Consider the following 1,502-nt stretch of genomic DNA (forward strand, 5'->3'; position numbering starts at 1 on the left):
CCGTGCTGCCGCATGTCGGCCGCGTCTTCGAAATCGGCCGCAAGTCCGGCAAACCCGTCTATCGCGAGCAGGTGACCTTCTACCGCGCCGGCGCCGAGCGGACCTTCAACGTTCAGATCACCATCGAGGCCGGCGATGACGGCTCGGAGGAAAAGTCCTATGTCGTGACGGTTGACGACATCACCGACCTGGTCCAGGCGCAGCGCTCGTCGGCTTGGGCGGATGTGGCGCGGCGTATCGCCCACGAGATCAAGAACCCGCTGACGCCGATCCAGCTCTCGGCCGAACGCATCAAGCGCCGCTATGGCAAGGTGATTACCGAGGACCGCGAGGTTTTCGACCAGTGCACCGACACCATCATTCGTCAGGTCGAGGATATCGGCCGTATGGTCGACGAATTCTCGGCGTTCGCGCGCATGCCGAAGCCCGAGATGAAGGCCATAGATCTGCGCGAATCGCTGCGCGAGGCCTCGTTCCTGGTCGAGGTCAGCCGCGCCGACATCACCTTCGAGCGGACCTTCGGCAGCGAGCCGCTGAAGGGCACGTTCGACAGCCGGCTGATGGCGCAGGCTTTCGGCAATGTGATCAAGAACGCCGCCGAGGCAATCGACGGATTGGAACAGAAGGATGGTTCGCACGGCATAATCCGGATTCAGGCCGGGCGCCAGAATGGTGTGATTCGAATCGACGTCATCGACAATGGCAAAGGCCTGCCGCGCGAGAATCGCCAACGGCTGCTCGAGCCCTACATGACCACACGCGAGAAGGGCACCGGACTTGGCCTCGCTATCGTCAAGAAGATCGTGGAGGACCATGGTGGCAGGCTGGAACTACACGATGCTCCTGCGGACTTCCACGATGGGCGCGGCGCGATGATCAGCATCATCCTGCCGCCTGCGGCCGCAACGGCTCCGCGCGGCGAAAGCAGGGCGGAAAACGAAAGAGAAACTGAAAAGGTCGGTAATGGCGTCTGATATTCTCATCGTCGATGACGAGGAAGACATCCGTGAACTCGTCGCGGGCATACTGAGCGACGAAGGTCACGAAACCCGCACGGCATTCGATGCCGACAGCGCGCTCGCTGCTATAGCTGATCGCGCGCCGCGGCTGATTTTCCTCGACATCTGGCTGCAGGGCTCGCGTCTCGACGGGCTGGCGCTGCTCGACGAGATCAAGACGATGCATCCGACCTTGCCGGTGGTGATGATTTCCGGCCACGGCAACATCGAAACGGCGGTCTCCGCCATCCGTCGCGGCGCCTATGACTTCATCGAAAAACCGTTCAAGGCCGACAGGCTGATCCTTATTGCCGAACGTGCGCTCGAGACCTCGAAATTGCGGCGCGAGGTTTCCGACCTCAAGCTGCGCAGCGGTGAAACCTTCGATCTGATCGGCATGTCGTCGGCGATGAGCCAGTTGCGTCAGACCATCGAACGCGTCGCGCCGACCAACAGCCGCGTGATGATCATCGGCCCGTCTGGCTCGGGCAAGGAACTGGCCGC

General features: G+C 62.0%; 2 protein-coding genes. Both read left to right on the forward strand.

The annotated features are described in order from the left end of the window. The coding region (locus EN879_RS35505; RefSeq protein WP_127274696.1) for an ATP-binding protein at positions 1 to 974 on the forward strand (974 nt) is incomplete at its 5' end. Continuing rightward, on the forward strand, positions 964 to 1,502 hold a 539-nt coding region (locus EN879_RS35510), incomplete at its 3' end, for a response regulator (protein ID WP_164774822.1). The genes EN879_RS35505 and EN879_RS35510, both read left to right, overlap by 11 nt.

This window comes from Mesorhizobium sp. M7A.F.Ca.AU.002.02.1.1, assembly GCF_003998535.1.
Classification (GTDB): domain Bacteria; phylum Pseudomonadota; class Alphaproteobacteria; order Rhizobiales; family Rhizobiaceae; genus Mesorhizobium; species Mesorhizobium ciceri.